A 26,206-nucleotide genomic window follows, 5' to 3' on the forward strand; every position below is an offset into this window, starting at 1 on the left:
CAGCGCCCTCGCCGGATCAGGTCAGCTGGAGCGTCCGGGCGATGATGCCCTTCATCACCTCGCTGGTCCCGCCGTAGATGCGGGCGACCCGCGCGTCGGCGTACAACCGGCAGATGTCCTGCTCCCAGACGTAGCCGTAGCCGCCGTGCAACTGGAGGCAGGCATCGGCGACACGGCCGTGGAGCTCGGTGCAGAACAGCTTGACCTGGGCCGCCGCCGCCGGGGCGAGCTCGCCGCGCTCGTGCCGGGCCATGGCCTGGTCGACCAGTGCCTGGCCCGCCGCGATCTGCGTCGCCTGCTCGGCGAGGACGAACCTGGTGTTCTGGAAACCGCCGAGCTGCCGGCCGAACACCTTCCGGTCGCGCACGTAGCCGCAGGTCAGGTCCAGCGCCGCGACGGCCTGGGCCTGCGAGTTGACCGCGATGGACAGCCGCTCCTGGGCCAGGTGGGAGGACAGGTAGCCGAACGCCTGCCCCTCCTCACCGAGCACGTTGGCCGCGGGTATGCGGACGTCGTCGAAGAAGAGCTCGGTCGTATCCTGCGCCTTGAGTCCGAGCTTGTCGAGCTTGGCGCCGCGGGTGAAGCCCGGCATGCCCGCCTCGACCACGACGATGGTCAGCCCGGCACGGCGGTCGCCGTCGGACGACGAGGAGCGGGCGACCACGAGGACCAGGTCCGACTGCGCACCACCGGTGATGAAGGTCTTCGCGCCGTTGAGGATCCAGTCGGACCCGTCGCGACGCAGCGTCGTCCGCATGCCGGCCAGGTCGGAGCCCGTGGCCGGCTCGGTCATGGCGATCGACGTCATCAGCTCGCCGCTGGCCATCCCGGGGAGCCAGCGGCGTTTCTGCTCGTCGGTCGCCAGGGACAGCACGTACGGCGTGACCACGTCGGTGTGCACGCGCAGGGAGCCCAGGGTCACCCGTTCGTAGGCGACCTGCTCGGTCACGACGCAGTTGAAGAGGAAGCCGTCCTGCCCGCCGCCGCCGTACTCCTCCGGGATCTGCAGGCCGACCAGGCCGAGCTTCCCGGCGGACCGGTAGACGTCCCGGTCCACCATCCCCGCGGCCTCGAACCCTGCCACGCGCGGCGCCACGTCGCCGCGCAGGAAGGCGCCGACCATGGCGCCGAAGTCCCGGTGCTCGTCGCCGTAGACCGTGCGGTCCAGCTGGGGTCGCAGGGACACGTCACTTCCTCCGCTGGCTGCCGCTGACGCCGAGCACCTGGGCACCGAGCACGTTGCGCATCACCTCGGGCGTCCCGCCGCCCATCACGAGGCCGCGGCCGTCGCGGAAGTAGCGCTCCACCGGCCAGCGACGCGAGTACCCGCGAGCGCCGTGGATACCGATGGCCGTGTTGGTGACCCGCTGCACCATCTCGCTGCTGTGGAGCTTGGCCATGAGGGTCTCCGTCTGGTCCGGGAAGCCTCCCTCCCCGCTGCGGGCGGCCCGCCACACCAGCATGCGCGAGACGTGCACGTCCAGCGCCATGTCGGCGATCTTCCACTGCAGTCCCTGGAACTCCGCGAGCGGGCGGCCGAACTGGCGTCGGGCGTTGAGGTGGCCGACGCTCGCGTCGAGGGCGGCCTGGCCGAGACCCGTGCACATGGCGGCGTTGCCGCACCGCTCGGGGTTGAACTGGTTGACGAGGATGCCGGTGCCCTTCTTGGAGTGCTCCTCGGGCATGACCAGGACGTCCTCCGGGCCGACGCGCACGTTGTCGAAGTGCACCATGCACTCGGCGACGCCCCGGATCCCCATCTTCGGGTCGATGTGGAAATCGCCCATCCCGTCGGGCCGCCCGGAGAGCACCACGGCACCGATGCCGTAGGGGCCGGCGGTGCCGGCCAGGCGAGCGAACACGATGATGGTGTCGGCGACGTGACCACCGGTGATCCAGCACTTGGTGCCGGTCAGCCGGAACCCGTCGCCGTCCGGGGTCAGGGTGGCCCGCAGGTCGGTGCCGGCGCTGCCGGCGGCCGGCTCGCTCATGGCGATCGCGAAGTGGTTCGTGCCGTCGGCCACCCCGGGCAGCAGCCGGTCCTTCATCTCCTCGGTGCCGAGCACGTTGATCGCGCGCCACGGGCCGTTCAGGAACGGCTGGACCGACATCGCGGTGCTCAGGCAGGCGCGCGCCAGCTCCTCGACCACGATGCATCCCTCGAGCAGGGTCTCGCCCTGGCCGCCGTACCGCTTCGGAATCGTGAGCCCGACGAGCCCGGTCTCCAGGACGGCCTCGAAGGTCTTGCGCGGGAACTCCTCGGTCTCGTCCCAGCGGCCGGCCATCGGACGGAGTTCGCGGACGGCCACCTCGCGGGCCAGTTCCCGGATCTCGCGCTGACGCGGCGTGAGCTCTGCCCACATGCCGTCGTACGTCGGCTCGGGGTCGAGCGCGGCCGGGTCCCAGACGTCGCGGGCGACGTCGAACATCGGCTCCTGCTCGGACAGGCCGTCCCCCGCCGGGGGGCCGGCCGCGGGGGTCGTGGTGTCGACGCTCATGGAGGGTTGCCTTTCGGAGGGAGCGGGCGAAGACTCGGTCGGCGTCATCGGGGGGCCATCCGGATCGCGCCGTCGAGCCGGATCGTTTCGCCGTTGAGCATGGGGTTGGCGATGATGAAGGCGGCCAGGGAGGCGAAGTCCGCGGGGTCGCCCAGGCGCGCCGGGTGCGGGATCGAGGCGGCCAGGCGGTCCCGGACCTCCTCCGGCACGCGGGAGAGGATCGGGGTGTCGAACAGGCCCGGCGCGATCGTGTTGACGCGGACGTGGTTCCGGGCCAGGTCACGGGCGGCGACGAGGGTCATGCCGACGACGCCGGCCTTGGCGGCGGCGTACGGGAGCTGCCCGATCTGCCCCTCCCAGGCCGCGACCGAAGCGGTGAGCACGCACACGCCGCGCTCGCCGTCGGGCAGGTCGTCGAGGGGGACCATCGCCGCGGCCGCGTGGCGCAGCACGTTGAAGGTCCCGATCAGGTTGGTCTGGATCACGTCCTGGAACCGCTCCATGGAGCCCGGCGTGCCGTCCTTCTCGACCACCCGGACGGGCCCGCCCCGGCCGGCGCAGTGCACGAGCGCGCGGAGCTCACCGAGCTCGGTCGCGGCCCGCACGGCCGCGGCGACCTGGTCGGAGTCGGTCACGTCGGCCGCGGCGAACCGCACCCGCCCCTCGGCGGCCGCGCCGAGATCCTTGGCGACGAGCTCGCCGTCGCTGCTCTCCAGGTCGAGGAGGACGACGTGCGCTCCGGCGGTGGCCAGCTGCCGCGCGGTCGCCCGGCCCAGGCCGGACGCCGCTCCGGTGACGAGTGCGGCCTTGCCCCGGATGTCCATTCGTTGTGCCCTTCGTGTCGTCGGTGGCGTGCGCCGTCAGGCGATCCGCTCGAGGACGGTCGCGTTCGCGAGACCGCCGGCCTCGCACATGGTCTGGAGACCGCGGGTGCCGCCGGTCTGCTCCAGGTGGTTGAGGAGGGTGACGAAGATGCGGCATCCGCTCGCACCGAGCGGGTGGCCGAGCGCGATCGCGCCGCCGCGCGGGTTCAGGCGGGCGGGATCGGCTCCGAGCTCCTTGGCCCAGGCGAGCGGGACGGAGGCGAAGGCCTCGTTGACCTCGAAGGCGTCGAAGTCGTCGAGCCCGAGGCCGGTGCGCTCCAGGATCCGCCGGGTCGCCGGGATGGGGCCGGTCAGCATCATCTCGGGGTCGTCGCCGACGACGGACGAGCCGGTGATCCGGGCGCGCGGGGTGAGGCCGAGCCGCTCGGCCTTCTCCGCGCTCATCAGCAGCACGGCCGCCGACCCGTCGGTGAGCTGGGAGCTGTTCCCGGCGGTGACCGACCAGGTGCGGCCCGGCAGGAGGTCGGCGTAAGCCTCGGACTCGAAGACGGCCTTGAGCCCGGCGAGTCCTTCGACCGTGGTGGTCGGGCGGATGGTCTCGTCCGCGGTCACCTTGGCGCCGTCGGGAAGGGTGATCGGGACGATCTCGTCGTCGAAGCCGCCGGACCCGGCGGTGGCCTGTGCCCGCCGGTGGGAGGCCGCGGCGAGCCGGTCCTGCTCCTCGCGGGTGATGCCCCAGGTCTCGGCGACCCGCTCGGCGGCGACGCCCTGCGGGACCAGGCGGAAGCGCGCGGCGACGCCGGGCCCCCAGGGATCCTGCTCGATGCGGGCGATCCCCATCGGGACGCGGCTCATCGACTCGACCCCTGCGGCGATGACGACGTCGTGCAGGCCCGTCGCGATGCCCTGGGCGGCGAACTCGATCGCCTGCTGCCCCGAGCCGCACTTGCGCTCGACGGTGGTGGACGGGACGTGGACGGGAAAGCCCGCCGAGAGCCAGGCCATCCGGCCGGGTGTCGCGGACTGCTCACCGGCCTGGCTGACGCAGCCCACGATGACGTCACCCACGATGCCCGGGTCGATGGACGTCCGCGAGACGAGGTGGGCGAGGGTCTGGGCGAGGAGCTCGACGGGGTGGAGGCCGCTCAGCGCGCCCCCCGGCTTGCCCCTGCCCATCGGGGTGCGGCACCCGTCGACGATGACGACCTCACGAAGCTCGGCCATGCCTCACGCCTCCTGCCGGCCGGCGGCGGCCTTGCGCGCCGGACGCTGGTCGAAGGAGCGCCCGAGCAGCTCGGAGGCGATGCGGGTGCGCTGGATGTTGGGGGTGCCGCCGGCGAGCGCCCAGCCGTGCGCGTCCCTGTGCATCCGCTCCAGGCCGTACTCCTCGGTGTAACCGTTCGCGCCGTGCAGCATCATCGCCATGTCGGTGACCCGCTTGGCCATCTCGTTGGCGGCGCACTTGGCGAGCGAGACGTGCAGGGTGCTGGGGGTGCCGGCGTCGAGCCCGGCCACCGCGCGGTCGCGGAGCATGCGCACCGACTCGACCTCCAGGAGCATGTCCGCGAGGCTGACCTGAACCGCCTGGAACTCCGCGATGGGGCGGCCGAACTGCTCGCGCTCCTGGACGTAGGCGATGGTCTTGTCCAGAGCGGCCTGCCCGAGGGCGAGGCTCATCGTGGTGTTCCCCAGTCGTTCGATGGAGAACATCGAGAAGAGGTCGCGGAAGCCGTCGGGAGGCCGGACGACGATGTTCTCGACCGGGACCTCCACGTCATCGAGGATCACGTCCGCGGACGGCAGGCCCCGGAAGCCCATCAGCCGCTCGCGGGCCCCGAACGAGACGCCCTTGCGGTCGGCCTCGACGATCACGGCTCCGATGCCCTTGGCACCCGGGATGTCGTCCATCCGGCAGTAGACGAGGTAGCGGTCCGCGTCTCCGCCGTTGGAGATCCAGCGCTTCAGTCCGCGCACCACGACGGTGCCGCCCCTGATCTCCGCGCGGGTGACCATGTCGGTGGCGGCCGATCCGGCGTCCGGCTCGGAGATGCCGATGGCCATCGCGTTGTCACCGCTGATCACCCCCGGCAGGAACCGCCGCTTCTGGTCTTCGGTGCCGAGCCGCACCAGGTGCTGCGCCGGTCCGACGTTGGCCTCGAAGACCTGGAAGGCCGCCGGTGGCCATACCTTCGCCAGCTCCTCGACCACGGTCAGGGCTTCGGCGAACGTTCCTCCGGCGCCTCCGTACTTCTCGGGAAGGGCGATGCCCAGCCATCCGAGGGACCCCAGGTAGCGCCGCTCGTCATGCGTGATGACGGTCCGGTCGCGGTCCCACTGCTCGGCGTAGGGCGCGTAACGCTTCTCCGCGACCTGGCGGGCGATCTCGCGCAGTTCGGCCAGGTCGGATGGTTCGGTCGGCTGCGGCTCGTGTGGTGTGGTCATGCGCTGTGCTGCGTTCCCGTCTGCACGATGGAAGGGATGGGCGTGGTGGTGGCGGCCCGGGTCACCGGCTCTGGGCGTACTCGCTGTCCGCCCAGCGCACCAGGCGGGAGCCGAGCAACCCGACCAGTCCGCCGAACAGGACGCCGACGATCGAGATGGTCACGACGCCGACGTACATCCGGTCGGGGACGAAGATCTGCCAGGCGTGCCAGGTGTAGTAGCCGAGTCCCTCGTGGGCGTTGACGAACTCGACGGCGATGACCAGCAGCATCGAGATGCCCGAGGCGAGCTTGAGGCTGGAGACGATCTGCGGCGTGATCGCCGGGACGATCATCCAGCGGAACCGCTGCCCGGACGACAGGCCGTAGGACCGCGCGACCTCATGGAACGCGGTGGGGATCATCATCGCGGCGGACAGCGTCGTGAAGGCGACGATGTAGAAGGTGCCGAGGGAGATGAAGACCAGCTTCGGCACCTCGCCGAGCCCGAAGAGGAGCAGGAACAGCGGCAGCAGCGCGAGCTTCGGGATGACGTAGAGCGCGCGGATCAGGGGCTCGAGCATCCAGCGCAGGACCTTCACCTGGCTCATCAGGAGACCGATGAGGATTCCGGCCAGCGATCCGATGACGTAGCCGGTCAGCAGCCGGAGGATAGTGATCTTGAGCTCGGACCAGAGCATTCCGCTCCGCAGGTCCTCCTGCGCCTTCGCCGCCACCGCACTCGGCTGGCTGAAGAAGCGGGCGTCGATCCAGCCCGACCGGGCCGAGATCTCCCAGGCGACGAGCACGCCGACCGGGAGCACGAGGCCGAGCACGAGCCGCAGGACACCGTCGCGCCTCGCCTGGTACGCGGCCGACCGCTGCTTGGGCTCGGGCCGGCGCTCGACCCAGGTCCCCTCGTTCCGGGAGACGCTCCGGTCCATCTGCACGGTCATCGGACGGCCTCCTCGATCGTCTCGACGTCGCCTTTGAGGTCGGCCCAGAGGTCCTCCTCGAGCCGGGCGAACTCCGGGTCCTTCCTCAGCTCCGCCGACCGCGGGCGCGCGAACGGGACGTCGACGACACGGCGCACGCGTCCCGGACGGGCCGACATCAGGGCGATCCGGTCGGAGAGGAGGATCGCCTCGTCGAGGTTGTGGGTGACGAAGAAGACCGTGTAGGTGTGCTCGCGGACGATGGCGAGGAGCTCCTCCTGGAGCACCTTGCGCAGCTGCGCGTCGAGCGCCGCGAAGGGCTCGTCCATCAGCAGGATCTCGGGCTCGACGACGAACGCGCGGGCCAGGGCGACGCGCTGCTTCATGCCACCGGACAGGTTGCCCGGAAGCGCCTTCTCGAACCCGGCGAGGCCGACCCGCTCGATCCACTCCTGCGAGCGACGGCGCGCCTCGGCGCGGTCCACCCCGGCGGCGTCGAGCCCCAGGCGCACGTTCGCCTCGACCGAGCGCCAGGGAAAGATCGAGTACTCCTGGAACACCGGGGCGACGAGCGGCCGGTCGCGGTGCTCGTGGTTGATCCGGACGACTCCGTCCGTGGGCTTCTGCAACCCCGCGAGCACCCGCAGCAGCGTCGACTTCCCGCACCCCGACGGCCCGGCGACCGAGAGGAACTCGCCGCGCCCGACGGTCAGGTCGACGTCGTCGAGGGCGACGACGTCCTCCCGGCCGCGACGGCGGTACCGGTAGGACAGCCCCTCGATGCGGATCTTGTCGGCGCTCGGCGCGACGTCGCCCGTCGGGGGCGACTCGGAGCGCACGGCCTCGGTCATGGGGGGCCTCCCAGCATCGTCACGACCATCATTTGATTCGATTGAGCGGAATCTAATTCACCTGGTATGAATCATCTGTGTGATCCCCGGGCCCTGTCAAGGGTCACGAACCCGACGGAGAGGTACGACCGTGCGGCTATGCGCCAACTGGCTCCCGCTTTCCCCCGACCTGACCCGGGAGGTCGCCGCCCGGTGCGAGGCGGCCGGCCTGTGGGGCATCGGGATCGGCGACTCCCCCAACTACGGAGAGCTCTACTCCGCCTGCACCGACGCGCTCGGCGCGACGTCCTCGCTGGTCGTGAGCACCAGCGTGACCAACCCCGTGACCCGGCACTGGTCCGTGCACGCCGGCGCCGTGCGCGCCCTGGCCTCCGCCCACCCCGGCCGGTTCCGCCTGGGGTTCGGCCGAGGCGACTCGGCCGTGCACACCTTCGGCCTCCGGCCCGCGTCCCTGGCCGACCTCGAGCACTTCGGGCGCTCGGTGGCCGATGCCGCGCGGGCGGCCGACGTCGCCCCCTTCCTGCTCGTCGCGGCCAGCGGTCCCGCGACCGCGCGCATCGCCGGGCGCGTGGCCGACGGTGTGATCGCCGGCGTCGGCGGGGACCCCGTCGCGCTCCGCATGATCCGCGAGCGCGCGCAGGCCGCCCGCGACGGCGACGCCGCACCTCCCGAGGTCTGGGCATCGGTGCGGATCGCCATCGGACGGGACGATGCCGAGGTGCGCGACCTGCGGCGGCGCCTCGTCCCGCGCGCGGTGAGCGCGTCGCACTTCGCCTTCGCCTCGACCTTCGAGGGCAAGAACGTGCCCGAGGAGTACGCCGGCGTGCTGGCCGAGCGCTACGCGACCTACGACTACGGCTCGCACGGCCGCTCCGGAGCGACCTCCAACGCGACGATGTTCGCGGACCGGCCCGACATCGAGGACTACCTGCTCGACCGCTTCGCCGTCGTGGGACGCGCGGACGACTGCCGGGCCCGGCTGGAGGAGCTCTCGGCGCACGTCGACGGCGTCTACCTGTCACTGCTCTTCGAGGACGCCCTGACCCAGATCGACCGCATCGGCGGGATGCTCGCATAGGCAAGGGACTCCCCCGGGTTCGGCGGCACGTCTTGGTCGGCGGGGGCCTCGGCACCCTTGGATGACGGTGTGAAGCAGGAGAGCAGTCCCGGCGACGAGGTCCGACTCACCTTCGAGGGCCCCGTGGCCACCATCACGATCGACCGCCCGGCCGTCCGCAACGCGATGAACCGGGACACCTGGGCCGTCCTGGCCGACCACCTGGGAACGGTCACCCGGTCGGAGGCGCGCGTACTGGTGATCACCGGTACGGGCGGTCACTTCTGCGCGGGAGCCGACACCTCGGCGCGGCGGCGCACCGATCTCCACCCCCTGGACCGCCTCGGCCACGTCACCGCACCGCTGGTCGCCCTGCAGGAGCTGCCGCTCCCGGTCGTGGCGAAGGTCGACGGTCCCGCGGTGGGCGCCGGCCTGAGCCTGGCGCTGGCGGCCGACCTCGTCGTGGCCACGACCCGGTCCCGGTTCGGGACCGCGTTCTCGCGCCGCGGGCTTTCGCTCGACACCGGGTCGTCGTGGCTGCTGCCCCGGGTCGTCGGGCTGCAGATGGCCAAGCGGCTCGCCTACCTGGCCGAGACGCTCGACGCAGAGGAGGCCCACCGGCTCGGCCTGGTGACCTGGCTCGTCCCACCCGACGAGGCCGACCCGTTCACCGGCGACCTGGCGCTGCGCCTCGCCGCGGCCCCGCCCGTCGCCGTCCGGCTCGACAAGGACCTGCTCAACCACTCCCACGAGCGGTCGTTCCGGGAGGCCGTCGCGGCCGAGAACGTCGCCCAGGTGGTCAACATGGGGACCGACTCCCCGACCGCCCGGGAGGCGCTCGCCCGGGGCGAACGTCCCGCCTTCACCGGCCGCTGGCGCGGTTGACCCCGTCCCCGAGCAACCAAGGAGACATGCGATGCAGACGTCGATCTACCACGAGGAGCACGAGGCCTTCCGGCGGTCGGTGCGGACCTTCCTCGCGAAGGAGGTCGTCCCTTACTTCTCCGACTGGGAGGCGGCCGGGTGCGTTCCGCACGAGGTCTACCAGAAGCTGGGAGACCTCGGAATGCTCGGCCTCCGCGTACCGGCGGAGTACGGCGGTGGCGGCGACGACGGCTTCCTCTACTCGTCGGTGTGGTCGGAGGAGTGCAGCAGGGCGGGCGTCTCGCTCGGTGGCGCGGCGACGCACATGAACCTCGTCATCCCCTACATCCTGCGCCAGGGCACCGAGGAGCAGAAGAGGCGCTGGCTGCCCGACATGGTCGCGGGCCGGCGGATGGGCGCCATCGCGATGACCGAGCCCGGCACCGGCTCGGACCTGGCCGGCATCCGTACGACGGCGCGGCTCGAGGACGGCCACTGGGTGCTGTCGGGCGGCAAGACCTTCATCTCCGGCGGCATCAACGCCGACCTGGTGATCGTCGTGGCGCGCACCAGCGAGAACGCCGACCGGCGGGCGGGCCTCTCGCTCCTGGTCGTCGACGCCGACAGCGAGGGCTTCAGCCGGGGCCGCAACCTGGAGAAGATCGGGCTCAGGGCCACCGACACGGCCGAGCTCTTCTTCGACGAGGTCGCCGTCCCCGCGGACCACCTCCTCGGCGAGGAGGGCCAGGCCTTCCGCTACCTCGCGCACAACCTGGTGCAGGAGCGGCTCGGCATCGCCCTCGGCGCCCAGGTCTCGGCCGAGAAGGCACTGCGGATCACGGTCTCCTACGTCAAGGACCGCACGGCGTTCGGCCGGCCCGTGTCGTCCTTCCAGAACACGAAGTTCAAGCTCGCCTCCTGCCACGTGGAGGTGACCGCCGGGCGCGCCCTGCTCGACCGGGCCATGCGCGCGCACGAGGCCGGCGAGCTCACCGCCGCCGAGGCGTCCACGGTCAAGGTCTACTGCACCGAGACGCAGAACCGGGTGATCGACCGGTGCCTGCAGCTGCACGGCGGGTACGGGTTCATGCGGGAGTACGAGATCGCCCGGATGTACACCGACGCGCGCGTCTCCCGGATCTACGGTGGCACCAACGAGGTCCAGCGCGTCATCATCGCCAGGGCACTGGGACTGTAGGGGCGAGCGGGAGGCCGGCCATCGAGCTGCAACAGCTCCGCTACTTCGTCGCGGTCGCCGAGGCGCGGAGCATCAGCGGCGCGGGGACTGCGCTCGACGTGACCCAGTCGACCATCTCGCAGTCGGTCAACGCGCTCGAGAAGGAGCTCGGCGCCGCCCTGTTCCACCGGACCGGCCGTGGCATGACACTGACCTCGGCCGGCCACGGTCTGCTCGGCCCGGCGCGCAGGATCCTGCGCGAGACCCGGCAGGCCGAGGCCGCGGTCTCGGCCGATCCGCGCCGCGGCGCGCCGAGGCTCGACATCGCGGTCCTGCCGCCGGCGCTCAACGGTCCGCTGGCCGAGGTCCTCGCGGCGTTCCTCCGATCCGATTCCGAGACGGTCGTGCACGTCCACGAGCTCGGCTCGGAGCAGGAAGCCGCCGAGGTGCTCGCCTCCGGCACGGCGGAGGTCGTCGCGACCCGCCTCCCGCTCGACGTCGGACGCGCCGGCGACCGGCTCGCGACGTTGCCGCTCGGTACGTACGACGTCTACGTCACCCATCCCCCGGGCCCCGGGGAGGAACCGTCCACCGCCGGCCCTGAGCCGCCGATCGGCCTCGCCGAGCTGCACGACGTACCGCTCGTCCTGATGCCGCCGCGTCCGATCCTGTCCGCCGGTATGGAGGCGATGATCGAGGAGAGTGGCCCGCACCTGGTCCGGCGGGCGGTCGTCGGGCAGCAGGAGACCCGCACCGCCTGGATGCTGGAGGGCATCGCGGCGACGCTGCTCGGTTCACGGCGGGCGGCGGAGGCGGCACGGTGCGGAGCACGCCTGGCCCCGTTGCGCGGGGTCACCGATCTCACGGTCGGTCTGGCGTGGGATCCCCGGTCGATGTCGCCGGTGGCGCGCCTCTTCGTGGCCTCCGCGTACGCGGCGGCAGCGCGATCTCCAGCAGCGCCTGGGCCGCCGGCGTCAACCGCTCCGGGCGATGGGCCAACCCGATCCGGCGGAACACCGGCGGATCCAGGGACCTGAGCTCCGCGGCCGGGAGGAGCCGCTCGGCGACGGCGCGCGACACGAAGGTCACCAGGACGTCCTGGGCCACGAGATCCCACAGCAGCCGACGCTGCGCACTGCGAATCCGCGACTCTCCGAGCACCTCGGCCATGGTCCGCTCACTGGCCGTCCGGGGGCCGGGCGCCCGCGCGAGCGCGCCCGACGGCAGGTCCCGGACCAGCGCGCGCGGCAACGGGTCCGGGAGTCCCGCGGCCAGGCCGGGGCCGGCCGCGATGACCAGTTCCTCCCGCGCCAGCTCGACGGTCGCGAGGGAGGCTTTGTGGACGGGGAGCTCGACCAGCCCGATCTCGGCCGCGCCGTCGGTGATCTCGGCCAGCACGGCCGCGACCGACTCGGGCTCGGAGACATGCACCTGCAGGCCCGGGTGGGCGTCCAGCAGGTGCTTGACCCAGGGGCCGAGCGGATGGATCGCCAGGGTCGAGGCCGCCGCGACAGTGAGACGTCCGGCGCCGAGATGCGCCACCCGGTCGACCCGGGCCCGCGCCTCCTCGACCTCGGCGAGGACGGACCGCGCCCGGACCTCGAGTTCACGGCCGGCGTCGGTGAGCCGGAGGCCCCGCCCGACGCGCTCGAACAGGCTGACCCCGAGACGCTGCTCGAGCGTGCGCAGCGCCTGCGAGACCGACGGCTGCGCGACGTACAGCGCCTCCGCGGCGCGGGTGACACCCCCGTGGTCGATGATCGCCACGAAGAACCGGAGCAGCCGCAGGTCCACGCTCACACGGTAGTGCCGTTCCCCCGGCCGCACCGCGGACGATCCATAGGTTTCGACAACCGCGGCCACCGATATCAGGTCTTTGTCGCCGATCGCCACCGGCCGACAGAGTGCGGCCATGAGCGTCGCGTCCAGCACCGCCACGACGCGCCGGCGCGTCGGGACCGGGCCATGGCCGCCCGGGAGACCACCGCCCACCTGACCCGCCTGCTCCTCGCAGGCCGGGTGACCGCCCACGACTCCGCCGTCGCCACGTCCTGGCACGGCGGCGAGAGGACCGCGCCCTGATGACCACTCCGCTCTCCACCGAAGGATCCTGCTCCGGCCGGGTCGCCATCGTGACCGGCGCCGGTCGCGGCCTCGGCGCCGAGTACGCCCGGCGCCTCGCCCGCGCGGGCGCCGCCGTCGTCGTGAACGACCTGGGGGTCGGCCTCGACGGCGAGAACGACGGTACGGCGCCCGCCGACGCGGTGGCCGCCGAGATCCGCGCAGCCGGCGGGCAGGCCGTCGCCAGCGGCCACGACATCTCCTCCTGGAAAGAGGCCGAGCAGCTCGTCGGGCTGGCCGTCGACACCTTCGGCGACCTCGACGTCCTCGTCAACAACGCCGGGGTGCTGCGCGACCGGACGATCGCCCGCATGACGGAGGCCGAGTGGGACTCGGTGATCCGGGTGCACCTCAAGGGCACCTTCGCCACCACCCGCCACGCCGCGAACCACTGGCGCGAGCGCCACGGCGAACGCCCCGGGCGCGTGGGCCGCCTGATCAACACGACCTCCGTCTCCGGCCTCTTCGGCAACGCCGGCCAGGCCAACTACTCGGCCGCCAAGGCCGGCATCGCCGCCATGACGATCGTCGCCTCCCTCGAACTGGGCCGCTACGGCGTGACCGCGAACTGCGTCTCGCCGGGTGCCGCGACCCGGATGACCGCCGCGCTCGGCGGCGACCGCGAACCCGACGACCCGACCCGCTCCCCCGGCTTCCCGGCCGCGGTGGTCGAGTGGCTCGCGTCCCGCCGCTCCGACGGCGTGACCGGTCGGGTGTTCCTGACCTCCGGCAGGCGCCTGTCGGTGGCCGCGGGCTGGGAGCACGGCACCCCCGCCACGCCGAGCGAGGACCTCACCGAGCTCGACGCGACGCTGCGCGGCCTCCTGGCCGCGGCCCGGCCCAACGCCGGCATGCGGGGCTGAGCCGATGCTCGACCGCACTTCGGTGGGCGCCCGCTCGGCGCCGTTCACCCGGGCGTGGACGTCGGACGACGCCCTCCTCTACTCGCTGGCACTGGGCGCCGGCCCCGACCGGCTCGATCTCGTCACCGAGAACTCCGAGGGCGTGGCCCAGCGGATGCTGCCGACGTACGCCGCCCTGCTCGCCGGCGGCACCAGACCACTGCGCGATCGGCTCGGCGGCTGGCCCGCCCACGCCGCCGTCCACGGCGCGCAGCGGGTCACCCTGCCCGGCCCGCTGCCCGTCGGCGGCGAGGTCGAGGCCGTCTCGACCGTGGCGCGCATCACCGACAAGGGCTCCGGGGCGCTGCTGGAGATCGAGGCCACCGGCACGGATAGGGCCACGGGCACCGAGGTGTTCTCCGCCGTGACGTCGCTCTTCCTGCGGGGCCAGGGATGGGGCGAGCCGGAGCGCGGCACGCAGAGCGACCCGGTGCCGGACCGCGCACCCGACCTCGTCGTCGAGGCGTCGACGGGTCCGGGCCAGGCACTCCTCTACCGCCTCTGCGGCGACCGCAACCCCCTGCACAGCGACCCCGCGTTCGCCAAACGCGCCGGATTCGAGCAGCCGATCCTGCATGGGTTGTGCACCTGGGGCGTCACCGCCCGGGTCCTGCTCCAGGAGCTGGACGCGGCCGGTCAGGCCGACCCGCTGGGCCGGGTGGCGTCGTACTCCGGGCGGTTCCGCGCACCGGTCACCCCGGGCGACGGGCTCACGGTCCGCGCCTGGCAGACCGGGGAGGGCACCTGGGCGCACACGACCTCGGTGGGCGAGCGCACCGTCATCGACCGCGGCGAGCTGGTACTGCACCCGCAGGTGGCCGGATGAGCGGCGAGCCCAAGCCCGTCCCACGGCCGACGCCCGAGACGCGGCCCTACTGGGAGGCGACCCGGCGCCGTGAGCTGGTCCACCACCGCTGCGACGGCTGCGGTGCCGGTTCGCAGCATCCGCGGGCGATCTGCGCCTGCGGTTCGACGGACCTGACCTGGACTCCCTGCACCGGGCGCGGCCGGCTGTTCTCCTACGTCGTGGTGCACCGGCCCGAGCCGGTCTTCGCCGACGAGGCCCCCTTCGTGCTGGCCACCGTGGAGCTCGAGGAAGGCGTCCGGATGACGACCCGCATCGTGGACGTGCCCGCCGACCCGGCCGCCCTCCCCCTCGACATGGACGTCGAGCTCCGCTGGCTCGAGCGCGGGGACGTGAACCTTCCGGTGTTCGCACCGGCCGGACCGGGGGGAGCGTGATGGACGCGGTCATCATCGGCGCGGCGGAGACCGACGTGCTCGGCCGCAACCCCGACCAGTCCGTGCTGGGGCTGAACGTCGAGGGCGGCCTGCGAGCGCTGGCCGACGCCGGCCTGGAGCCGGGCCAGATCGACGGCGTCGCCGGCGCCTACTCACCCCACGGCGTCGCCCACGCGCTCGGGATCACGCCTCGCTGGGTCGACTCCACCAATGTCGGCGGCTGCTCCTTCCTGATGCACGTGCGCCACGCCGCGGCGGCGACCGCCGCGGGGCACGCCACCCGGGTGCTGGTCACCCACGGCGAGTCCGGCCGGTCGCGAGCCGGCACCGTGCCGCGGCCCCGGGACCCGCGGTCGTGGACCGGCCAGTTCGAGGAGCCCTACGGCGCCAGGCCGCCGTACACCCGCTTCACCCTCCCCGCCCTGCGCTACCTCCACGACCACGGTCTCGACGAGACCGCCCTGGCGCAGGTCGTCGTCGCCCAGCGTCGCTGGTCCTCCCGGGTGCCGCGGGCCGGGCGGCGGGACCTGATGACCGTCGGCGAAGTGCTGGCGGCACCGGCCCTCGCGTGGCCGTTCACCATCCCGATGATCTGCATGCTGACCGACGGCGGCGGCGGACTGGTCGTCACCGCGTCCGGGCACGCCACGGCCGAGCAGCTCCGGCGCTCGGTGAAGGTGCTCGGCACCGGCGAGGGCTCCGACCCCCTCCTGGTGGCCCAGGCGCCCGACCCGGCCGGCGGCTCCGCGGCCCGGCGCGCCGCCGACGACGCCTTCGCCGAGGCGCGGATCGGGCGATCCGAGATCGGCCACGTCATGGTGTACGACGCCTTCGCGCACCTGCCGTTGATCGGGCTGGAGTGCCTCGGGCTGGCACCGGTGGGCAAGGCGGCCGAGCTGGTCGCCGCCGGCGAGACCTCTCCGGGCGGCTCCCTCCCGCTCAACACCAACGGAGGCGGCCTGGCCTACACCCACACCGGGATGTACGGCATGTTCGCCATCCAGGAAGCCGTCCGCCAGCTGCGCCATGAGGCCGCGGCGCAGGTGCCCGGCGTGAGCACGAGCGCCGTCCTCGGGTACGGCGGGATGTTCACGGCTTCCTCCGTCCTCATCCTCGCGCGAGACTGAGACCACCACGGGAGGCCCAAGGTGCGCAACTTCTTCGAGTACGCCGACAACGACCCGGCCCGGGTCGCCGTCGTCCACACCGACGGCCGGCAGGTCACCTACGGCGAGATGCGGGACGACGCCAACCGGATCGGCAACTTCCTCTGGGAGCGCGGACTCGCCCCCGGGGACACCGTCGCCTGCCTCCTGCCGAACTCCTACCAGCTGATGGCGATGGTCCGTGGCGCGGCGCAGCTCCCGCTCCACCTCACCCCCGTCAACTGGCACCTGACGGCGTCGGAGATCGCCTACATCCTGCGCGACTCCGGGGCGAAGATCCTTTTCACCGCCGATCCGTTCGTCGACCTCGCAGGGAAGGCCGCCGCCGAGGCCGGGCTGCCGGCCGAGAAGGTCGTCGTCCTCGCGGTCGCGCCGGAGGGCGGCGCGGCGCGCCTGACCGGCCCGGTCGCCGCGGCGTCCGCGGCGCCCCCGCGCGGCCGGGGGGCCGGCAACCGCATGCTCTACACCTCCGGCACGACCGGGCGTCCCAAGGGCGTACGACGCCCGCTGCGCGGGATCAGCCCGGCCGAGGCCGCCGGCGCGGCCCTGGCCCGGGCCCGTCGCTACGGCGCGGACCATGAGGACGGCGTGTTCCTCGGCATGGCCCCGATGTACCACGCCTCGCCGCTCGCCTACGCCGACCAGGCCCTCGACGTCGGTCACCGGGTGGTGCTGCTCGAGCGGTGGAACCGCGAGCGGGTGCTCGAGGCGATCGCCGAGCACGGCGTCACGTGGCTCTACCTCGTCCCGCTGATGATGCGGGAGCTCGTCGCCCTGCCGGAGGACGAACGCGCCGCGCTCCGGGTGGGGAGCATCCGGTCCATCGTGCACACCGCCGCGCCGTGCCCTCCGCACGTCAAGCAGGCCATGATCGACTGGCTCGGTCCGGTGCTGGTCGAGCTCTACGGCGGCACCGAGGGGGCGGCCACGATGATCACGTCGGAGGAGTGGCTCGCCCACGTCGGCAGCGTCGGACGCCCGCTGCCCCACGTGAGCCTGCGGATCCTGGACGAGGACCGCGACGAGGTGCCGGTCGGCCAGGTCGGCACCGTGTACTTCAAGAACGAGGAGCTCGCGTTCGTCTACCTCGGTGATCCCGAGAAGACGGCCGCGTCGCGCCTGGACGGGCACGTCACGCTCGGCGACCTCGGCCGGCTCGACGAGGACGGCTACCTGTACCTCTCGGACCGGGCGGTCGACCTGATCATCAGCGGGGGCGTGAACATCTATCCCGCGGAGATCGAGCACGCGCTGCTGGAGCTCCCGGGGGTGGCCGACGCGTGCGTCGTCGGCCGACCGGACGAGAAGTGGGGCGAGAGCGTGCACGCGGTCGTGGTCGTCGACCGCTCGGGCACCCGCGACGAGGTCGCGGCGTCGCTGGACGCCGAGCTCCGCGCCCGCATCGCCGGCTACAAGATCCCGCGCAGCTGGGCGTTCGTGGAGGCGCTTCCGCGGTCGGCGGCGGGAAAGCTGCTGCGCCGCGAGGTACGGGAGAGCGTCGCGACACGGTAAATTCCACTCAGCAAAAGCAGTTTAGAATCACTAGAACACTGAGGAGGAGGATCGCCCGTGCGCGCACTGGTCTGGGACGGAACAGGTCTCCACGTCGACTCGACCATCGAGGTCCGCCCGCCGGGCCCGGGCGAGGTCGCCGTCGACATCACCATGGCCGGCCTGTGCCACAGCGACGTCAGCCCGATGGAGGGCCGCATCCCCCAGCCCGCGCCGGCCGTCCTCGGCCACGAGGCCGTCGGCGTGGTCGCCGCGGCGGGCCCCGGCGCCGGCGTACCCGTGGGGCAGCGGGTCGTGCTCACCGTTCTGCGCCGATGCGGCGAGTGCCGCCACTGCCGCGAAGGCCGGCCGACCCTCTGCCCCGCCTCCGGCCGGCCCGTCGCCAGCCCGTTCTCCCGCGACGGCGAGGTCGTGCACCAGTTCGTCAGGCTCGGCGCCTTCGCCGAGCGGATCGTGGTGGCCCAGGAGCAGGTCGTCGCGATGCCCGCGGAAATCCCCGACCCGGTCGCCGCCATGCTCGGATGCGCCACGGTCACCGCGTTCGGCGCCGTGGAGGACCGCGCCCGGCTCCGGGCCGGCGAGTCCGTGCTCGTGACCGGCGCCGGCGGGATCGGCCTGAACGCGGTCCTCGCCGCCAGGGCGGCCGGCGCGGAGCGCATCGTGGTCGTCGACCGCAACCCGGCGAAGGAGCGGATCGCCCGCACATGCGGGGCGACCGACTTCATCATCGCGAGCGACCCGTCGCAGATCACCCCGGCCGTGCGGGACCTGGTGCCCGGTGGCGTGGACGCCGCGTTCGAGTGCGCCGGCCACACCGGACTCCTCGACGCCGCGATCAGGTCCCTCGCCTGGGGCGGGCAGGTCGTCGTGCTCGGGCTGCCGCCGGCCGGTGCGACCCTCGACCTCGAGGTGCGCGAGCTGTTCCACGACAAGTCCCTGCTCGGCTGCCGGATGGGCTCGGTCGACCCGCACCGGAAGCTTCCCGACCTCGCCGAGCGCGTCCTTCGCGGCGAACTCGACCTGACCCCGCTCGTGTCGGCGGTCGTGCCCATGGAGGGCGCGGCACAGCTCGTCGACGACCTCCGCAACGGCCGCATCGACCGCGGCTTCCTCCGCTTCGGGAGCACCTCGTGACCACGACCGCCCACCACCTGATCGCCGGCGACACGCTGAGCACCTCCCGGACGTACGAGATCACCGACCCCTACACCGAGCAGGTCATCGCCGTGGTCGCCGACGGCGACCGCACCGCGGCCGATGCCGCCGTGGCCGCCGCCGCCGAGGCGCGCGACGCCTGGGCGGCGACCCCGACCGAGACCCGCCGCCGTGTGATCGGCCGCGCCGGCGAACTGCTCCAGGACCGGCGCGACGAGCTCGTCGACCTGGCCATCGCCGACACGGGCGCCCGCCGGGCCGTCGCCGAGCAGACCCAGGTCGACGCGGCGCTGACCCGGCTCCGGTACTGGTCCGCCCAGTCCGCGGACCTGCTCACCGTCCCGGCGGAGCCCGTGAGGGCCGGCCTCGCGGGAACGGTCACGCGCACGCCGGTCGGCGTGGTCGGCTGCATCAGCCCCTACAACTTTCCGCTGCTCGCGATGGTCGCGAAGGTCGCGCCCGCCCTGTTCGCCGGCAACACCGTGGTGATGAAGCCGGCCCCGCAGGACCCGCTGCTCGTCATCGCGCTCACCGAGGCGCTCAACGAGGCCCTGCGGGCGGAAGGCGCGCCGGCGGGCGCGGTCAACCTGGTGACGGGCGCGGGCGCCGAGCCCGGTGCCGCGCTGGTCGACCACCCCGAGGTCGGGGCGATCAGCTTCACCGGCAGCACGGTGGTCGGCACCGAGATCTACCGGTCGGCGGCGCCCGGCATGAAGCGGCTCCTCCTCGAACTCGGCGGCAAGGGCGCGCTCGTCGTACGGGCCGACGCGGACCTCGACGCCGTCGTCGCCGGCGCGACGCGGGCGTGGACGGTCCACTCCGGGCAGATCTGCGTGACGCCCTCCCGCGTCATCATCGACGCCTCGGTGCACGACGAGCTCGTCGGACGGCTGCGCACCGCGCTGGGCGACCTCGTGCACGGCGACCCGCGGGACCCCGCGACGACCACCGTCCCGCTGATCAGCGAGGTCCAGCGCGACCGCGTCGCCGCGCTGGTGGCCGGTGCCCGCGCCGAAGGCGGGACGGTGCACGCCGCGGCGGACGTCCCGGACCACGGCTACTTCCACCCCGCCACCCTCGTGACAGGCGTCGGCCCGGAGACGACGGTCATGCAGGAGGAGGCGTTCGGCCCGGTCGTCTGCGTCACCCAGACCTCCTCGGACGACGAAGCGATCACCATCGCCAACTCGACACGCTACGGGCTCACCGATCAGGTCTACTCGCGCGACCTCGACGCGGCGCGCCGCGTCGCCGCCCGGCTGGCCGCCGCACAGGTCGGCATCAACACCTGCGCCCGACGGGGAGACCTCCCCTTCGGCGGCACCAAGGCCAGTGGCCTCGGGCGCAGCGGCGGCACCTACGCACTCGACTCGTACACCGAACTCCGCGCGACGGTGCATCCGACCGGCTGATGGCGTCGCCTCTCAGAGCGGGCGGCCAAGATCACCCTGAGCGGCAGCGCAGCGCCTCCGTCGCCGCGCGCGTGCCGTTCGTGTCCAGCCGGTGCTCGTGCGGTGCCACACGTCGGCCGCTGAAGGGCGGGGACCAAGGTCCCTCGGATCCTCGGGCCCTCCGGGCGCCTTCGCACCCGGGCCCTTGGTCCCTGGCAGAGAGCCCAATGGCCTTTGGCCGGTGCGCCCGTCCGGGCAGATCCTGAGAGTGGAGGTGACACTTCATGGAAGCCGAGCAGCGGAACGCAGAGGTCTTCATCAACGAGATCGGCGACGAACCGGCCGCCGGGCGGGCCTTCCTGGATCTCGGCGTCGAGCAGGCCCAGAGACTCGGGTGACCCGTCCCTGGAAGGGTCCGCGGGCCCTTGGGCAACGCTCCGCGAAGTCTCTCGCAGCCTTCGCGAGCGGCCTTGTCCCACGCCGCGACGAGGCCCTGTTCGCCCTGGTCACCGGAGGGCTGGCCGCGGGCGGCATCGCACTCTGGCGCGGCAACGACCAGGTCTCCGACCTGCTCTGGCTTCTGGTGACCGCCGTGGCGTGCGTGCCCGCCGCCTGGTGGGTGGTGGACGGCCTGTTGCACCGCCGCTTCGGCAGCGACGTGATCGCCCTGCTGGCTCTCGGGGGCACCCTGGCGGTCGGCGAGTACCTGGCGGGTGCCGTCATCGCCGTGATGCTGACCGGCGGACGTCTGCTGGAGCGGAGGGCGGGTCGCAGGGCGCGTCATGACCTGAGCGCGCTGCTGTCCCTGGCGCCGCGGCTGGCCCACCGGGAGACCCCGCAGGGTCTCGACACGATCGACGCCGACCGGGTCCGGCCCGGCGACACGCTGGTGGTGCGCTCCGGCGAGGTCGTTCCGGTGGACGGCCGGGTGCGGGGCGGTCCGGCGATCGTGGACGAGTCGACGCTGACCGGCGAGCCGCTGCCGGTCGAGCACCCCGCCGACGACGACGTGCGCAGCGGCGCGGTGAACTGCGCGGGGCCGTTCAGCATGCGGGCCACCGCGGACGCCGCCTCCAGCACCTACTCCGGCATGGTCCGGCTGGCCTCGGAGGCCGCCGCGGAGAGCGCTCCGTTCGTCCGGCTCGCCGACCGCTACGCCGCGCTCTTCCTCCCGGTCACCCTGACGGTCGCCGGGCTCGCCTGGGTGCTGGCAGCCGATCCGGTCCGAGCGGTGGCCGTCCTGGTGGTCGCGACGCCGTGCCCGCTGATCCTGGCCGCTCCCATCGCCTTCGTCTCCGGACTGTCGCGCTGCGCGCGCCGGGGCGTGGTGGTGAAGGGCGGCGGCGCGCTGGAACGCCTCGCCCGCGCGCGCGTCCTGCTGTTCGACAAGACCGGCACCGTGACCGCGGGACGCCCCTCGCTGGTCGGCATCGACACGGTGGGCGAGGTCCCCCCGCACGAACTGCTCCGGCTGGCCGCCTCGCTCGACCAGGTATCGCCGCACGTCCTCGCCTCGGCGATCGTGCGCGGGGCCCGCGAACGCGGCGAGGAGTCGTCGGTCCCGGTGGCGGCGACCGAACGCGCGGGTAGCGGTATCCGCGGCACCGTGGACGGCCACCGGGTGAGCGTGGGCAAGGCCGACTGGGTGGGGCCCGGCGATTCGGGCTGGGTCGGACGCGTGCGGAACCGGGCGGCGGCCCGCGGCGCCATCACGGTGTTCGTCGGGGTCGACGATCACCTGGCCGGCGTCCTGCTGCTGCAGGACCCCCTCCGGGCCGACGCCGCCCGGACGTTCCGGCTGCTGCGCCGGGCCGGGATCACCCGCACGGTCATGGTCACCGGCGACCGCGCGGCCGTCGCCGAGCCGATCGGCGATCTGGTCGGCGCGGACACCGTCCACGCCGGCCTGTCCCCCGCCGGCAAGGTCGATGTCGTCCGCGCGGAAACCGGCCGCGCGTCCACGGTCATGGTGGGTGACGGGGTCAACGACGCCCCCGCGCTGGCCGCCGCCGGTGTCGGGGTGGCGCTCGGCGCCCGCGGTGCGACCGCGTCCTCCGAGGCCGCCGACGTGGTCATCACCGTCGACCGGCTGGAGCGGCTGGCCGAGACCCTCGCGATCGCCCGGCGCACCCGGACCATCGCCCTCCAGAGCGTGCTGGCGGGCATGGGCCTCTCGCTGGCCGCGATGGCGGTCGCCGCCTCGGGGGGCCTCACCCCGGCTCTCGGCGCGCTCCTGCAGGAGGGGATCGACGTCGCCGCGATCCTCGGTGCGCTCCGGGCTCTCGGCCCCGGCCGGGACCGGTGGCCGCGGCTGTACGGCGACGAGGCGGACCTCGTACGGGAACTCGACCAGGAGCACCGGGCACTGTGGCCGCGCATCGAACGGCTGCCCGCCCTCGCGGACGCCGTATGCGCGCCTGGACGCGCCCCTGCCGAGCGTGAACGCCGCCACGCGGCGGTCGAGGAGCTCACCGGCTTCCTCACCGATCTGGCCGCGCACGAGCGCAAGGACGAGCGGCTGCTCTACCCCGCGGTGGCCCGGGCCCTCGGCGGCGCCGACCCGACCGGTGCGATGAGCCGCGGGCACGCCGAGATCGCGAACCTGGCACGGCGCATCACGTTGTACACCACCGAACTCACCGCCACCGGAACCGATGCCGCGGCACCCGGCGGGGACACGGTCCCCGCAGACATCACGCGCGATCTCCGCCGGGCCGTCGACGAGCTGCACGCCGTCCTGCGCCTCCACTTCGCCCAGGAAGAGGAGAACTACTTCGTTCTGGCCGACACTCCCGACAGCAGGCCCTCGCGGCGGCCCGGCGCGCCCCGTCCGGGGTCGCCGGACCCTCGCCCCCCATGATCAACGCCCTGTCGGTCTCACGGGCATATCGCGAGCGGCGGTGGAGCGGCGCAGTTCGTCCGCCCACAGACGGGCGGCGGCGCGGTGCCCAGCAGGACCTGGAACGGCGGCGTACAGACGAGGATCCCGGCGAGAACGATCTCGCCTGCGATGGCCGCCAGGAGGTAGCGGTTGGACAGGACGCCCACCGATCGCAGTGACGCCGTCTGCGGGAAGGCGTTCTGCAGCAGAGCGCCCTCAGCCCAACGACGGTCGTGCGCCCCCGAGCGCACCGCCGCGCCGTCATCGCCGTGGTGGACCGGTGCCAGGAGCTCATCCGCACGGGGGTCGCCGCTTCGGCCATCGAGAACCTGGACTATTCGCCCCTCGTGCGGGCTCGCGAGGACGCCCGGACCGCGGCGGACGTCCACGACCGCCGGGACACGCTTCTGCGCAGGCTGGAAGGCCTGCCATGACCGGGCGGGCCGGCGCGACGGGAACCGAGGGGCGACGACTGGCCCCGAGCTTCCTACACCCGGATATCACGGGTTCGCGGACCGCTCGTGGTCGTGTCGGGCGGCCGTCGCGGGCGACCGGGCCGGAAACGGCCGCCGCCACGGACTCGTGCTCGACACCGCGCGGAACCGGGTGCTGGTGCAGGTGCCTGGCCCGCCCGGTCCTCTTCGCAGGACGAAAGTCCCCTCCAGGGGAGTGCACAAACAGCGATCATCACTCACTTTCGGTGAGTCGCGGCGTCGTCGCCGGGATGGGCGGTCGGCGGCGCGATCCACCTGATCCGGGGTGCCATTGGTCCCTGGGGAACGCGGGACTTCGGCCCTGCAGGACCGCGTCGGCCCGCGCGAGGCTGGGCCTGATGGGGGTGATGCCGCGATGAAGCAGAGCCTGCGGCTGGGCCGGATCGCCGGAATCCCGTTCGGTCTCCACTGGTCGGTCCTGGCCATACTCGCGCTGGTGGCATTGACGCTGGCCGACAGCGTCCTGCCGACGGCCCGCCCTGGCCTGCCCACCGCCGCCTACGTGGGCACGGCGGTTCCGGTGGCGGTGCTGTTCTTCACCTGCCTCGGGCTGCACGAACTCGCGCACTCGCTCGTCGCGCGCCGCTCGGGCGTCAGGGTGAAGGCGATCACGCTCTGGATGCTCGGTGGGGTCTCCGAGCTGGAGGACGAGGCCTCCACTCCGCGGACCGCGCTGGCCATCGCCCTGGCGGGGCCGGCGGCCAGCCTGGCCCTCGGGCTGCTGGCCGGGGCCGGGGCGCTGGCCGCCCGGACACTGGAGGCCCCGGCGTTGATCTCCTTCGGGTTGGCATGGCTGGCGTTCATGAACGTGGTCCTGGCCGCCTTCAACATGCTGCCCGGTGCCCCGCTGGACGGCGGCAGGGTGCTGGCGGCCGTGCTGTGGCGCGCGTTCGGCGACCGCGCCCGCGCGGACCGCGTCGCGGACCGCGCCGGAGCGTTCCTCGGCCAGGCGCTGGCGATCGCGGGGATCTACGAGCTGCTCGTGCTGCGCAGCGGGGGCGGACTGTGGTTGATCCTGATCGGCTGGTTCCTCCACAGCACCGCCCGGATCGGGGCCGCCGCGCGCAGGTCCCGCGCCGCCCTGCGTGGGCTGCGGGTACGGGACGTGATGACGCCGGATCCCCTGGTGGCGCCGGGCTGGACCACTGTCACCGAGTTCGCGGAGCGGTTGCCGCCGAGCACGAAACAGGCGGTGTTCCCCGTCGTGGACCTGGCCGGATCCGTCACCGGCGTCGTCCCGCTGGACCTGCTCGCACGGCGACCCGGCGCCCGGCCCGCCGCCGTCCGCCTGGACACGATCGCGATCCGGCCGCGCCCGGAACATCTCATGCCCCCCGGCGCACCCGCCACCGAGCTCCTCGACCGGCGTCCGCTGCCGGGCGGGCTCCTGGCCGTGGTCGTCGAGGACGACCACCCGATCGGCATCGTGACCGTGAACGACATCGATCTGATGGTCCGGCGCGCCGCCCTGCCCTCCGCTCCGCCCGCCCACGGGACGGCCGACGGCACGCAGTTCTCCGACGGACCGTACGGGGCGGACTCGGCCCGTACGTCACCCGAAGAGGAGAACAGAAGGAACCGCGCGTGGCACCGCCGTGCTGGACCGCCGACTTCCTGACCGGGTTCGACGTGTGCGTCGCCTCGATCCACTCGCATCTCGACCTGCCGGGCACGGCGATGACCCGGCGGCTGGTACGCGCCTGCGAGAATCCCTTCGTCAACATCCTGGGGCATCCCACCGGACGGCGGATCGGCCGGCGGCCGCCGGTCGAGGCCGACTGGGACGCGGTTTTCGCCGCCTGCGCGCGGAGCGGCACCGCCTTGGAGATCGATTCGTCTCCGGACCGGCTCGACCTCTCCGCGGTTGGTGCCCGCGATGAGGAGCGCGCCGCAGGCACGGCGCACGCCCACATGCCCGATACCCGACGGGACGTGCCGGAACAGCACGTCTAAACCGCCCATGTTTCCAGGGCGAGCAGATCGCGCATCGACACCATGCCGACCAGTCGTCCGTGGTCGTCCACCGGCAGGTGGCGGACGCCCACCTCCAGCATCCGGCGGGCGACTTCACGCGAGTCCTCGTCCAGGGCCGCCGTCCTGATCTGCGTCGAGGCGTACGCCGAAGCCTCTACGGAGGCCGGGTCGGCCGAGGCGGCCAACGCCTCGACCAGGTCCCGTTCGGTAATGAGCCCGCCGACCCGCTCGCCGTCGAGCACCGCCAACGCTCCGACCTTCTTCTCCACCATCCGTCGTGCCACCTCGGGCAGGCGCTCGCCTGCCTGGCAGCCGAAGACCATCGGACGATAGACGTTACTGATCAGCATGTTCCCCCCTGTCGAGTCGATCGCCTCCCGCGACGTCGTCTGGGTCACCGGCCCACCGGCCCTTGCGCGCCGTCCTCGATCCACGATCAGCGCCGCCTACTCCTTCGGTGGCCTGGACGGATTGTGCTCGATGGTGGCGTCGGAGGCCGGGAAGAACGTGCTCTCGTGGCCGTCGTCCCACCGGACGAGGTACGGCGGTTCACCGTCCCTGCCGTGCACCCCCAGGATCTCGGCTTCGCGGTCCGGCTCGCCCAGGTGATGCCCGTGGACGACCAGCCGGTCACCTTCGCTCGCTCGCATTGCGTCCCCCCTGATCGTTTACTCCATATCCATCATCGTTCTCCCGTCATGGGACAGCCAGGGACGAAGGTCCATTCGACGCAGGTCCGTGG

General features: G+C 73.0%; 24 protein-coding genes and 1 pseudogene. 15 read left to right on the top strand and 10 right to left on the bottom strand.

Going from position 1 to position 26,206, the window contains the following annotated elements:
• Positions 1-16: 16 nt before the first annotated feature.
• From ACZ466_RS52435 to ACZ466_RS52465, 7 genes are all read right to left on the bottom strand, one after another.
• A complete protein-coding gene (locus ACZ466_RS52435; RefSeq protein ID WP_378283912.1) occupies positions 17-1,186 on the bottom strand; it encodes an acyl-CoA dehydrogenase family protein in 1,170 nt (389 codons plus the stop codon).
• A gap of 1 nt (position 1,187) precedes the next feature.
• Positions 1,188-2,498 carry an acyl-CoA dehydrogenase family protein gene (locus ACZ466_RS52440; protein WP_378283913.1) on the bottom strand — a complete coding sequence of 437 codons (1,311 nt, stop codon included), beginning with the start codon at positions 2,496-2,498 and terminating at the stop codon, positions 1,188-1,190.
• Positions 2,499-2,542: 44 nt separating this feature from the next.
• Entirely contained in the window at positions 2,543-3,322 is a 780-nt protein-coding gene (locus ACZ466_RS52445) for an SDR family NAD(P)-dependent oxidoreductase (protein WP_378283914.1), read from the bottom strand.
• 36 nt (positions 3,323-3,358) lie between these two features.
• Complete coding sequence (locus tag ACZ466_RS52450) at positions 3,359-4,546, bottom strand: thiolase family protein (RefSeq protein ID WP_378283915.1); 1,188 nt, start codon at positions 4,544-4,546, stop codon at positions 3,359-3,361.
• 3 nt (positions 4,547-4,549) lie between these two features.
• Positions 4,550-5,764, bottom strand: a complete 1,215-nt coding sequence (locus ACZ466_RS52455; RefSeq protein WP_378283916.1) for an acyl-CoA dehydrogenase family protein — start codon at positions 5,762-5,764, stop codon at positions 4,550-4,552.
• Positions 5,765-5,825: 61 nt separating this feature from the next.
• A complete protein-coding gene (locus tag ACZ466_RS52460) occupies positions 5,826-6,698 on the bottom strand; it encodes an ABC transporter permease (protein ID WP_378283917.1) in 873 nt (290 codons plus the stop codon).
• Positions 6,695-7,528, bottom strand: a complete 834-nt coding sequence (locus ACZ466_RS52465; RefSeq protein WP_378283918.1) for an ABC transporter ATP-binding protein — start codon at positions 7,526-7,528, stop codon at positions 6,695-6,697. Before ACZ466_RS52465 ends, ACZ466_RS52460 begins: the two co-directional genes overlap by 4 nt.
• Positions 7,529-7,658: 130 nt before the next feature.
• Between ACZ466_RS52465 and ACZ466_RS52470 the strand changes: the two genes are divergently transcribed.
• The 4 genes and pseudogenes from ACZ466_RS52470 to ACZ466_RS52485 all read left to right on the top strand — a co-directional run.
• Positions 7,659-8,606, top strand: coding sequence for an LLM class flavin-dependent oxidoreductase (locus tag ACZ466_RS52470; protein ID WP_378283919.1), 948 nt, complete (start codon positions 7,659-7,661; stop codon positions 8,604-8,606).
• Positions 8,607-8,675: 69 nt separating this feature from the next.
• Entirely contained in the window at positions 8,676-9,470 is a 795-nt protein-coding gene (locus ACZ466_RS52475; protein ID WP_378283920.1) for an enoyl-CoA hydratase/isomerase family protein, read from the top strand.
• A 31-nt stretch (positions 9,471-9,501) separates the two neighbouring features.
• A complete protein-coding gene (locus ACZ466_RS52480; protein WP_378283922.1) occupies positions 9,502-10,647 on the top strand; it encodes an acyl-CoA dehydrogenase family protein in 1,146 nt (381 codons plus the stop codon).
• Between the two features lie 26 nt (positions 10,648-10,673).
• Positions 10,674-10,841: pseudogene (locus tag ACZ466_RS52485) on the top strand (LysR family transcriptional regulator); the annotation flags it as partial.
• A 646-nt stretch (positions 10,842-11,487) separates the two neighbouring features.
• Here ACZ466_RS52485 and ACZ466_RS52490 read toward each other — a convergent pair.
• Complete coding sequence (locus ACZ466_RS52490) at positions 11,488-12,420, bottom strand: LysR family transcriptional regulator (RefSeq protein ID WP_378283923.1); 933 nt, start codon at positions 12,418-12,420, stop codon at positions 11,488-11,490.
• 287 nt (positions 12,421-12,707) lie between these two features.
• Here ACZ466_RS52490 and ACZ466_RS52495 point away from each other — a divergent pair, with 287 nt between their 5' ends.
• The 11 genes from ACZ466_RS52495 (at position 12,708) to ACZ466_RS52545 (ending at position 25,443) form a co-directional block, all read left to right on the top strand.
• Positions 12,708-13,610, top strand: a complete 903-nt coding sequence (locus ACZ466_RS52495; RefSeq protein ID WP_378283924.1) for an SDR family NAD(P)-dependent oxidoreductase — start codon at positions 12,708-12,710, stop codon at positions 13,608-13,610.
• 4 nt (positions 13,611-13,614) lie between these two features.
• Entirely contained in the window at positions 13,615-14,475 is an 861-nt protein-coding gene (locus tag ACZ466_RS52500; protein ID WP_378283925.1) for a MaoC/PaaZ C-terminal domain-containing protein, read from the top strand.
• The gene (locus ACZ466_RS52505) at positions 14,472-14,891 is read left to right on the top strand and encodes a Zn-ribbon domain-containing OB-fold protein (RefSeq protein ID WP_378283926.1); all 420 of its coding nucleotides are present in this window, start codon (positions 14,472-14,474) and stop codon (positions 14,889-14,891) included. The genes ACZ466_RS52500 and ACZ466_RS52505 overlap by 4 nt, the downstream gene beginning before the upstream one ends.
• Positions 14,891-16,018 (top strand): thiolase C-terminal domain-containing protein, encoded by a 1,128-nt coding sequence (locus ACZ466_RS52510; RefSeq protein ID WP_378283927.1) that lies wholly within the window; start codon positions 14,891-14,893, stop codon positions 16,016-16,018. Before ACZ466_RS52505 ends, ACZ466_RS52510 begins: the two co-directional genes overlap by 1 nt.
• Before the next feature lie 21 nt (positions 16,019-16,039).
• Entirely contained in the window at positions 16,040-17,569 is a 1,530-nt protein-coding gene (locus ACZ466_RS52515) for an AMP-binding protein (RefSeq protein ID WP_378283928.1), read from the top strand.
• A gap of 57 nt (positions 17,570-17,626) precedes the next feature.
• On the top strand, positions 17,627-18,703 hold the full coding sequence (locus ACZ466_RS52520; RefSeq protein WP_378283929.1) for a zinc-binding dehydrogenase: 1,077 nt from the start codon (positions 17,627-17,629) through the stop codon (positions 18,701-18,703).
• Positions 18,700-20,136: an aldehyde dehydrogenase family protein gene (locus tag ACZ466_RS52525; RefSeq protein ID WP_378283930.1), complete on the top strand. Its 1,437-nt coding sequence runs from the start codon at positions 18,700-18,702 to the stop codon at positions 20,134-20,136. Before ACZ466_RS52520 ends, ACZ466_RS52525 begins: the two co-directional genes overlap by 4 nt.
• Before the next feature lie 373 nt (positions 20,137-20,509).
• Complete coding sequence (locus ACZ466_RS52530) at positions 20,510-22,975, top strand: heavy metal translocating P-type ATPase (RefSeq protein ID WP_378283931.1); 2,466 nt, start codon at positions 20,510-20,512, stop codon at positions 22,973-22,975.
• Positions 22,976-23,229: 254 nt separating this feature from the next.
• On the top strand, positions 23,230-23,430 hold the full coding sequence (locus tag ACZ466_RS52535) for a hypothetical protein (protein ID WP_378283932.1): 201 nt from the start codon (positions 23,230-23,232) through the stop codon (positions 23,428-23,430).
• A 415-nt stretch (positions 23,431-23,845) separates the two neighbouring features.
• Positions 23,846-25,108, top strand: coding sequence for a site-2 protease family protein (locus tag ACZ466_RS52540; RefSeq protein ID WP_378283933.1), 1,263 nt, complete (start codon positions 23,846-23,848; stop codon positions 25,106-25,108).
• Positions 25,075-25,443, top strand: a complete 369-nt coding sequence (locus tag ACZ466_RS52545) for a PHP domain-containing protein (RefSeq protein WP_378283934.1) — start codon at positions 25,075-25,077, stop codon at positions 25,441-25,443. Before ACZ466_RS52540 ends, ACZ466_RS52545 begins: the two co-directional genes overlap by 34 nt.
• Here ACZ466_RS52545 and ACZ466_RS52550 read toward each other — a convergent pair.
• Positions 25,440-25,862 carry a CBS domain-containing protein gene (locus ACZ466_RS52550; RefSeq protein WP_378283935.1) on the bottom strand — a complete coding sequence of 141 codons (423 nt, stop codon included), beginning with the start codon at positions 25,860-25,862 and terminating at the stop codon, positions 25,440-25,442. The genes ACZ466_RS52545 and ACZ466_RS52550 overlap by 4 nt on opposite strands.
• A 48-nt stretch (positions 25,863-25,910) precedes the next feature.
• A complete protein-coding gene (locus tag ACZ466_RS52555) occupies positions 25,911-26,114 on the bottom strand; it encodes a DUF1918 domain-containing protein (protein WP_378283936.1) in 204 nt (67 codons plus the stop codon).
• Positions 26,115-26,206: the final 92 nt, after the last annotated feature.

This window comes from Actinomadura rugatobispora, assembly GCF_055379765.1.

What these genes read in the sequence shown, in the direction of transcription:
- ACZ466_RS52440 (WP_378283913.1), bottom strand. Translation starts at nt 2,498, where the DNA reads ATGAGCGTCGACACCACGACCCCCGCGGCCGGCCCCCCGGCGGGGGAC.
- ACZ466_RS52445 (WP_378283914.1), bottom strand. Translation starts at nt 3,322, where the DNA reads ATGGACATCCGGGGCAAGGCCGCACTCGTCACCGGAGCGGCGTCCGGC.
- ACZ466_RS52450 (WP_378283915.1), bottom strand. Translation starts at nt 4,546, where the DNA reads ATGGCCGAGCTTCGTGAGGTCGTCATCGTCGACGGGTGCCGCACCCCG.
- ACZ466_RS52455 (WP_378283916.1), bottom strand. Translation starts at nt 5,764, where the DNA reads ATGACCACACCACACGAGCCGCAGCCGACCGAACCATCCGACCTGGCC.
- ACZ466_RS52460 (WP_378283917.1), bottom strand. Translation starts at nt 6,698, where the DNA reads ATGACCGTGCAGATGGACCGGAGCGTCTCCCGGAACGAGGGGACCTGG.
- ACZ466_RS52465 (WP_378283918.1), bottom strand. Translation starts at nt 7,528, where the DNA reads ATGACCGAGGCCGTGCGCTCCGAGTCGCCCCCGACGGGCGACGTCGCG.
- ACZ466_RS52480 (WP_378283922.1), top strand. Translation starts at nt 9,502, where the DNA reads ATGCAGACGTCGATCTACCACGAGGAGCACGAGGCCTTCCGGCGGTCG.
- ACZ466_RS52495 (WP_378283924.1), top strand. Translation starts at nt 12,708, where the DNA reads ATGACCACTCCGCTCTCCACCGAAGGATCCTGCTCCGGCCGGGTCGCC.
- ACZ466_RS52500 (WP_378283925.1), top strand. Translation starts at nt 13,615, where the DNA reads ATGCTCGACCGCACTTCGGTGGGCGCCCGCTCGGCGCCGTTCACCCGG.
- ACZ466_RS52505 (WP_378283926.1), top strand. Translation starts at nt 14,472, where the DNA reads ATGAGCGGCGAGCCCAAGCCCGTCCCACGGCCGACGCCCGAGACGCGG.
- ACZ466_RS52510 (WP_378283927.1), top strand. Translation starts at nt 14,891, where the DNA reads ATGGACGCGGTCATCATCGGCGCGGCGGAGACCGACGTGCTCGGCCGC.
- ACZ466_RS52540 (WP_378283933.1), top strand. Translation starts at nt 23,846, where the DNA reads ATGAAGCAGAGCCTGCGGCTGGGCCGGATCGCCGGAATCCCGTTCGGT.
- ACZ466_RS52555 (WP_378283936.1), bottom strand. Translation starts at nt 26,114, where the DNA reads ATGCGAGCGAGCGAAGGTGACCGGCTGGTCGTCCACGGGCATCACCTG.